Source organism: Bradyrhizobium uaiense (assembly GCF_010811875.1).
GTDB lineage: Bacteria > Pseudomonadota > Alphaproteobacteria > Rhizobiales > Xanthobacteraceae > Bradyrhizobium > Bradyrhizobium uaiense.
Genome location: NZ_VKHP01000701.1, coordinates 1 through 255, shown reverse-complemented (window position 1 = coordinate 255; position 255 = coordinate 1). Strand labels below are relative to the sequence as shown.

Annotated in this window: 1 protein-coding gene and 1 pseudogene; both read left to right on the top strand. The window is 62.0% G+C overall.

What is annotated here, in order from left to right; translation table 11 throughout:
- Positions 1–93, top strand: a 93-nt coding sequence (locus FNJ47_RS55665) for an ABC transporter ATP-binding protein C-terminal domain-containing protein (RefSeq protein ID WP_206685427.1), incomplete at its 5' end; no start/stop codon positions are given.
- Positions 93–255: pseudogene (locus tag FNJ47_RS55660) on the top strand (branched-chain amino acid ABC transporter permease); the annotation flags it as partial. The gene FNJ47_RS55665 and the pseudogene FNJ47_RS55660, both read left to right, overlap by 1 nt.

The window sequence follows — 255 nt, the reverse complement described above, 5'->3', positions numbered from 1 at the left end:
GACGGCACGCCCGACGAGGTGAGGGCCGACCAGGCGGTGATCGACGCCTATCTCGGCGTTGCGCATCAGGACGTCACGGAGCTCGCGGTCTGATGTTCGATTATCAGTTTCTGATCGAGGTCTTGGTGGGCGGCCTGCTGTCGGGGGTGATGTATTCGCTGGTCGCGATCGGATTCGTGCTGATCTACAAGACCTCGGGCGTGCTCAATTTCGCGCAGGGCGCGATGCTGCTGTTTGCGGCGCTGACCTTCGTCA